At 62.5% G+C, this 7816-nt stretch carries 6 protein-coding genes; 5 read left to right on the top strand and 1 reads right to left on the bottom strand.

Annotated features, from left to right (window positions below; genetic code table 11):
- The 3 genes from L0H65_RS10425 to L0H65_RS10415 all read left to right on the top strand — a co-directional run.
- Nucleotides 1-978 (top strand): hypothetical protein (locus L0H65_RS10425; protein WP_301458817.1); only part of this gene is annotated, 978 nt, incomplete at its 5' end.
- 49 nt (nucleotides 979-1027) lie between these two features.
- A complete protein-coding gene (locus L0H65_RS10420) occupies nucleotides 1028-3676 on the top strand; it encodes a hypothetical protein (RefSeq protein ID WP_301458815.1) in 2649 nt (882 codons plus the stop codon).
- A complete protein-coding gene (locus tag L0H65_RS10415) occupies nucleotides 3661-4494 on the top strand; it encodes a glycosyltransferase family A protein (protein WP_301458814.1) in 834 nt (277 codons plus the stop codon). The genes L0H65_RS10420 and L0H65_RS10415 overlap by 16 nt, the downstream gene beginning before the upstream one ends.
- Here the strand turns inward: L0H65_RS10415 and L0H65_RS10410 are convergent.
- Nucleotides 4491-5714, bottom strand: coding sequence for a glycosyltransferase (locus tag L0H65_RS10410; protein ID WP_301458812.1), 1224 nt, complete (start codon nucleotides 5712-5714; stop codon nucleotides 4491-4493). The two genes, L0H65_RS10415 and L0H65_RS10410, sit on opposite strands and share 4 nt — an antisense overlap.
- Before the next feature lie 352 nt (nucleotides 5715-6066).
- On the opposite strand from L0H65_RS10410, the gene L0H65_RS10405 reads away from it, so the two are divergent.
- Both L0H65_RS10405 and L0H65_RS10400 read left to right on the top strand, forming a co-directional pair.
- Entirely contained in the window at nucleotides 6067-6276 is a 210-nt protein-coding gene (locus tag L0H65_RS10405; RefSeq protein ID WP_301458810.1) for a hypothetical protein, read from the top strand.
- Nucleotides 6277-6724: 448 nt separating this feature from the next.
- A complete protein-coding gene (locus L0H65_RS10400) occupies nucleotides 6725-7435 on the top strand; it encodes a sugar transferase (protein ID WP_301458808.1) in 711 nt (236 codons plus the stop codon).
- The last annotated feature ends 381 nt before the right edge of the window (nucleotides 7436-7816 follow it).

Genomic DNA, 7816 nt, shown 5'->3' with positions numbered 1-7816 from the left:
AGGAAAAACATGATGTCAGGGAGCGCGATGATCTACTCAATGGGAGGCTTGGCCCTGACCGGGGCGGTGGCCGCTGGCGCATATCGGTTGTTGCGCCGCCCCGAACTGACAGCGGCGGAGCTTGTTGCAGCTTATGCGACGCCACTCCCCAAACCGCAAGCGGCGCTGTCGGTCTATCATCTCGGCCACAGCCTTGTGGGCCGCGACATGCCGGTGATGCTGGATCAACTGGTGGCAGCGGCGGGGTATTCCGGCCATCGCCACCACAGCCAGTTGGGCTGGGGCGCGAGCCTCGATCAGCATTGGCGCGGCGCGGAGGCTGTTCCGGGTTTCGCCACAGAAAATGCCCATGCAAACCACCGCCCGGCACAAACGGCACTGGCATCGGGCGAGTATGATGCCGTTGTGCTGACCGAGATGGTGGAGATCCGCGACGCGATCCGTCATCACGACAGCGCAAAATCCTTGGTGCGTTGGGCCAAGGCCGCGCGGGCGGGCAGACCGGATGTGCGGCTCTATCTCTATGAAACCTGGCACCGGCTGGACGATCCGCAAGGCTGGCTGCACCGAATCGACAGCGACCGGGTGCAGGCTTGGGAAGGGGTTTTGCTGCGACAGGCAATGGCGGTGCCGGGGGTCGGGGTGATCCATGTCATTCCGGGCGGACAGGTTCTGGCGGCGGTGGTGCGCGCCGCGGAGGCGGGTGAAATTCCCGGTCTGTCCCGTCGCGAGGCGCTGTTTGCGAGTGATGCGACCGGGCAGGTAGACCCTGTCCACCTGAATGATCTTGGCAACCATATCATCGCGCTGACGCATTTCGCCACACTCTACCAGCAAAGCCCGGTCGGCCTGCCCCATGCCTTGCGGCGCGCCGATGGTCAGCCCGCCACGCCGCTGCCGCAAACTGCTGCCCTGCCGATTGAACGGCTGGTTTGGCAGGTCGTCTCCGGCTATGCTCTGACAGGGGTTGCGGGGTAAGTCTTTGCCGCGCAAGCCAAGTTGTCACGATTGTGTAGGAAAGCCTGCCATGTCCCTTTTCGCCCTGTTGACGGATATCCTTTATGTCGGCCACAGCCTTGTCGGCCCATCGCTGCCCCCGATGATCGAGGCAGGGCTGGCGCGGGAAGGGGTGCAGATGGAAGTGGCGGCGCAGGTCATCAATGGCGCATCGCTGAAATATAGTTGGGAGCATAGCACGGAAGGAGAGCGGGGCGATGCCCGTGCGATCCTGCCGGAAGGCAAGACCAAGGTGCTGGTCCTGACCGAAGCTGTGCCGGTCGGTCCGCATGTGGAGTGGGACGATAGCGCCGGGAATGTCGCGAAATTCGCCGCGCGGGCATGGGAGGCGCGGCCAGATACGCAGGTCTACATCTATGAAACCTGGCCCAGCCTGAAAAGCGGTCCGGGGGTGGAAATTCCCGGCGATCCCGGCAGTGCGACGCCGTGGCGTAAACGTCTGACCGATGATTTGCCACTGTGGGAAGGCATGACCGTCAAGGCCAATGCCGCGCGGCCCGAAGGCGCGCCTTTGGTGCGGGTGATCCCGGTCGGGCAGGCGATGGGGCGCTTGGCGGATGCGGTTGCAGCGGGCGGGGTGCCGGGTGTGACCCGCATTGATGCGCTGTTCGATGATGATACCCACCCCGATGATCGCGCGCTGTATTTTATCGCTCTGGTAAATATAGCGGTGATCACCGGCAAAGACCCCAAAGGCCTGCCGCCAAAGCTGACCCGGCATTGGCTGAGCCGCGCGGGCGTAATCTCAGACGCGCAAGCTGCGGCGTTTCAGCGTATCGCATGGGATGCGGTGACGGAATATCGCGCCTCGGACGTGCCTCGGATCGAAGCCTTGGCGCGTGTGGCAAAAACAGAAACTGCGGCCTCGGTTGCGGCGGTGGCACCGGAACCCAACCCAAAAGTGGCGGCAGAGAGAACGGCCAGCGAAGCGCCTGCTGCCGTGAAATCCGCTGCCATAACTGACGCTGCGGTGGAGGATGCAAAAGCACCGGAGCGAACCACCGTTCCGCAACCCGTCGCAGTAGAGCCTGCGCGCGCTGTCACCAACCCGCGCCTGTCGCTTGGTCTTGCCGGGGTGAATGACTGGTCGGTGCAGCAGCCATTCCTCGACGTGATGAAAACCGCGCGGCCATGGATCGGCCATCTGGAGGGGCAATGGGGCGGCGTGGAATATGCGGCGCTGCGCGACGGCGGCTATCTGGACCCGAATGGCTGGCCGATTGCGATCCCGCCGGGTGTGAGCGGGATAACCACGCTGGTTCTGACCGATTTGCCCGCCGATGCCGGCAAGGTCGCCGGACGCTATGTGCTGCGCTATTCCGGCAAAGGGGTGCTGAAACTGGAAGGCCGGGCGGGGTCGGTCAGTGTTGCACCTGGCCGGATGGCGTTTGATTTCACACCGGGGGAAGGGGGGGTAATCCTGACCCTGACCGAGATTGATGCCAGCGACCCAATCCGCGAAATGACCATCGTGCAGCAGGACCATCTGGCGGCGTTTGATGCAGGTGCGCTGTTCAACCCCGACTGGCTTGGCCGGGTCCGGGGGGTGAAGGGCCTGCGCTTCATGGATTGGATGGCGACCAACAATTCCACACTGTCGCGGGAGGAGGATCGCCCGAAGATCGCGGATTTCACCTGGGCGCTGAAAGGGGTTCCGGTCGAGGTGATGATCGCTTTGGCCAATGAATTGCGTGCCGATGCCTGGTTCACCATGCCGCATCTGGCGCAGGATGCGCTGGTGCGCAGTTATGCAGAGGCGGTGCGCGACGGTCTTGCGCCGGGATTGCGGGCGCAGGTGGAATACTCGAACGAGGTCTGGAACTGGCAATTCGATCAGGCGAAATGGGCTGATGAACAATGCCAGACTCGTTGGCAGGCCAAGGATTGCTGGGTGCAATTCTACGGCATGCGCGCGGCGGAAGTGGCGGATATCTGGGCCGATGTGTTCGGCGCTGCGGCCAAGGATCGCCTGACACGGGTGATTGCCACGCAAACCGGCTGGACCGGGCTGGAGGCGCAAATCCTCGACGCGCCGCTGTCGGTGGCCGAAGGGCACAAGCCCCCGGTCGACAGCTTCGATGCCTATGCAGTAACGGGTTATTTCGCCGCCGGGCTGGGCTCTGACGCCAAGGCGGAGGTATTGCGCGGTTGGCTGGCCGACAGCAAAAGTCTTGCCGTGGCGCAGGCGGATCAACAAGGGCTGACCGGTGCGGCGCGGGATGATTTCACCGCAGCGCATCGCTTTGAACTTGCAACAGATCGCGCCTTTACCGAGTTGGAAAGCGGCTTTGTCACCGGGCAATCCAGCGATACGCTGGTGGCATTGCTGACCGAGGTTCTGCCGCTTCACGCAGCGGTCGCCAAGGCGCGCGGGCTGGTGCTGATGATGTATGAGGGCGGCACCCATGTTGTGGCGGGGCCGATGCTGCAAGACGATGCCGAGGTGACAGCTTTTTTTAGCCATCTGAACTACTCCCCCCAGATGGGTGAGCTGTATGACCGCTTGCAGGTGGGTTGGGCGGCGCTGACGCCTGCGCCATTCAATGCTTTTGTCGATGTGATGGCCCCGAGCAAGTGGGGAAGTTGGGGCGCATTGCGGCATCTGGGGGATGAGAACCCGCGCTGGCAGGCGCTGGCGCACGGGTGCAAGGCTTGCTGAGCGTCATTGTGCCCGCCAGCAATGAGGCGGGGTATATCGGTCCTTGCCTTGCTGCGCTGTTCGCCTCCGACCCGGTGCCGGGAGGGGCCGAGGTGATTGTGGTTGCCAATGGCTGCCGCGATGACACGGCGGCACAAGCCCGCGCCTTTGCTGACAAGGCGCAAGGTGCCGGTTGGGGTTTTCAGGTGCTGGAACGGACGACGGGCGGCAAACCGGGCGCGCTCAATGCGGGTGATGCGGTCGCAAAGGGCCATTTGCGCGCCTATCTGGATGCGGATGTCGTGGTGTGCGCCGCGCTGATGGCGCAGATCGTCGCGACGCTGAAGGGTGACGCGGCGCGCTATGCCTCCGGTCGGGCGCTGGTCCCGCGCGCCAAATCCGCCGTGACCCGCGCATATGCCCGCTTCTGGCAAACCCTGCCTTTCGCGCAAAGCATCGCGCCCGGTTACGGGCTGTTCGCGGTCAACACAGCGGGACGCGCGCGCTGGGGCGACTTCCCCGACATCATATCAGACGATACCTTCGCGCGCCTGCAATTCACCCCGCAGGAGCGCATCGGTTGCCCCGCGTCCTACCATTGGCCAATGGTCGAGGGGTTTGCCGCTTTGGTCCGGGTCCGGCGCAGACAGGACGCAGGTGTGCGGGAAATCGCCGCCCTTTATCCGGGGTTGCTGGCGCGAGAAGGCAAGGCACCGCTCGGCTTCTCGGGCATTCTGCGGCGCGGCCTGTCCGATCCGCCGGGATTAGCGGCCTATGCGGTGGTGTCGCTGATGGTGAAGGCGCGTCCCGCTGGCCAGGGTTGGACGCGCGGACGCTAAAGCGCGGCGCCGGCGATCAATGCGGCGAGTTTGCCCGCCTCGTGATCCACATCGTGTCGGTCCATTACCCTTGCCCTTCCTGCTTGGCCCATCGCTTCCAACCGCTCGCGCGGTGTGGCGGCCAAGGCAGCGATCGCCCCCGCCAAAGCGGCCGCATCCCCTGCAGGCACCAGCCAGCCGGTTTCGCCCGGCAGCACCAGTTCCGGCACCCCGGCAATTGCGGTTGCGATAACGGGTCGCGCACTGGCCATTGCCTCCATCACCACCACCGGCAGCCCTTCGGCGAAGGAGGGCAGGATCAGCGCGGTCGCATTGGCAAACGCCCGCCGCACCCCGGCTTCATCCTGCCAGCCCGCAAGGGTCACGATCCCGACCAGCCCCCGCGATGCAAGCGCCGCTTCCAGTTCGGGTCGCAACGGGCCGTCACCCACAATCGTCAACCGCAACCCCGGAAGGTTCGGCGCGGCACTCTCCATCGCCTCCAGCAACAGCGCAAAGCCCTTTTGTTCGGCCAACCGCCCGATGGCGACCAGATGCGGCCCGCCCTCGGGCAAAGGTGCAGGGTCGGCAAAGCGGAGCGGCTCGACCCCGCAATGGACGACCTGTAGCTTCGGCCAATCCGGCAGGGCCGCCCAGCGGCAAAGCTGACTGCGGCCAAAGCTGCTGATGGCGACAGTGAACGCGGCGTGACCGATCTTTTCGCCCAAGGACAGGGCACGCGGCGCGTCAAATTCTTCCGGGCCATGTACGGTGAAACTGTATTTTGGGCCGCCAAGTGTACGGCACAGCATCGCGACCGCAGCGGAATTGGTGCCGAAATGCGCGTGAACATGGGTCAGGTGCAACGTCGAACAACGGCGCGCGAGATGCGCGGCCTCCGCCAGATAGACCAGATGGCGCAATCTGCCGCCGGCTCCTGGGCCACCGCCCGCGCCATGCGCGCCGCAGCGCATCGCCAGTGCAAGGGCTTTGGCGGTTTGTGCGGGATGCGCGATCATCCAGCGAAATGCGGACAGCAGGATAGGCGACAATCCTCGCGCCAGAATATGCTCGGTGCGATCATCCTCCGCCACATCGGCGGGGTCGAGCAGCGTTTGTCGATCCGACCGCATGGCGAAGCGGCAAATCTCGAACCCCTGACGCTCCATCGCCTGCACTTCGCGCCGGATAAAGCTGTGCGAGGCGCGCGGGTAGGTGTTGACGAGATAAGCGATTTTCAACGACAGGCACCTTTTCGGCTGGTTTTGCACAGCTTTACGGCGCTGGGGCCGCGTTGCAAGCCGCGTTTTGCGCGCAGCCGCGCCAGAAGTATCGCCGTGGTTCGTTTGACTCCGGAGAGCCTGGTGGCCCAATGCGGTTGGAATAGCGCGTCATTGCGGCAAATGCGTGGAAGTTCGCTTACAACCCGAGGGAGAATGTGCGAATTTGCGCGCAAGTCACACGGAGGCTGCGATATTGCCAGACTCTCGCCACATTTGCGGGGCAACCTGATTCTCGTTGAGCCTTATCATCGGGTTCAACCGCCAGTGTTTGGCGCATCGCAGTACAGAAGTACAAAAATGGAGAGACAGGATGGTCGTCGGTGTTATGTTTTCGGGTTTCGTTGCGGGCTTGCTTGGCGTCGTGGCATCCTTGACCGCAGGCGCCCCGATCTGGATCGCTGTTCTGCTCTACCCGCTGCTCGGGACTGTCGGTGCGATTGGCTTTGTCGCGATTGCACTGGCACGGCAGAGCACGAAACAAGCGCCCGAACTTCTGGAGTTTGCAACCGAGTTGCCATGAGAGCAAGAATCATTGTTTCTAAAACAGAAACAACAGCTTCTCCCCGAATTTCCCCTCCGACCGACGCAGTGAAGCCACCCAAAAACCGATTTGGCGCGCCAAAGGTGATTCGTCCGGCGCAACTTGCGCATAGTGCATTTGGAAAACACAATTCAACCCTAAATTGAACGCCCAATATTCTCCACCAAACCGACCGGGTTTGGTCGCCCGCCGTAGCGTAAATGAGGAAAAAATAAGGCAAACTTCCCTCTGCGCATCTCGCCAAACCTACTAAAAATAAGATAAAATACTCATGGGGGCGTAGTTGCCGAGTATACGTCATGGTCAGTCTGGATTTGTTTGCCACAGGCATGTTTTTTGCCTTTGGATTGGTTTTTTCGGCCACATGCCAACCGCGTGAGCCGAAGCTGCGCCATATTATGGCTCGTTTGTTGTTGAGGGCGGGACAATGACGATCAGTTATTCCGACATGATTGCAGGAGGCAGTGACGCGGTAAAGCGTCCGCTGCTGGATGCGGAGTTCCTGACGCGCACTTCAACGCCGGGTCGCGGCGGTTTTTACCGCCGCGTTGCCAAGCGCACGTTCGATGTGGTCGCGGTGGTGCTTGCGGCGCCGGTGGTGGTGCCGTTGATTGCAGCCCTCGCCTTTGCGGTGCGCCGCGACGGGGGTGGTGCGTTCTATACGCAGCAGCGCGTCGGGCAGGAGGGACGGCACTTCCGGATGTGGAAGTTGCGCAGCATGGTCAGTGATGCCGATGCCCGCATGGCCGATTACCTTGCCGCAAACCCTGCGGCCCGCATGGAATGGGAAGAAACGCAGAAGTTGAAACGCGATCCGCGAATCACGCAGTTCGGACAGTTCCTGCGCCGTTCCTCGCTGGATGAATTGCCGCAGCTTTGGAATGTGTTGCGCGGCGAGATGAGCCTTGTCGGCCCGCGCCCGATCATGCTGAGCCAGCAGGCGCTGTACCCCGGCACCGCCTATTATCGGCTGCGGCCGGGCATTACCGGGTTCTGGCAAACCAGCGTCCGCAATGACACCACGTTTGAAGCGCGCGCAGGCTATGACGAAGCCTATGACAGCGCCTTGTCACTGGCGACCGATATCCGGGTTCTGACCCGCACCGTTGGCGTCGTGATGAAATGCACTGGCTATTGAGCGACGGGTGAATGCAGAATGTGGTGACGCACGAGAAATTCGATGCCGTGTTGAAAGATGAAAAGAAAACCCCCGCAGCAATCCCTTGCTGCGGGGTTTTCTGTTCGAAGATTGTAAACCGCAGTTACCACTTCCGATGGGTCAAACCGTGATAGGTGACGATTTGCGCGCGGCTACTGATCCGGTGAACCGGAACAGAAGCACACGCTTCAACTCGTCAGCGCAACTGCCAGAGCAACCAGCGCAAGCACCGCTAAACCACCCAGCGCCATGCGGGGAGGGCTTAACGCCGCCGTGCCCGTCGAAGTCGCGCTCAGCCTCGGCAAACCGCGTGCAAGATCATCGAGCGCTGGAAGGGGCGGAATGAGGCTTTGGAAAAAC

The organism is Pseudorhodobacter sp., assembly GCF_030452865.1.
GTDB lineage: Bacteria > Pseudomonadota > Alphaproteobacteria > Rhodobacterales > Rhodobacteraceae > Pseudorhodobacter.
This window is presented reverse-complemented; position numbering and strand designations above follow the sequence as displayed.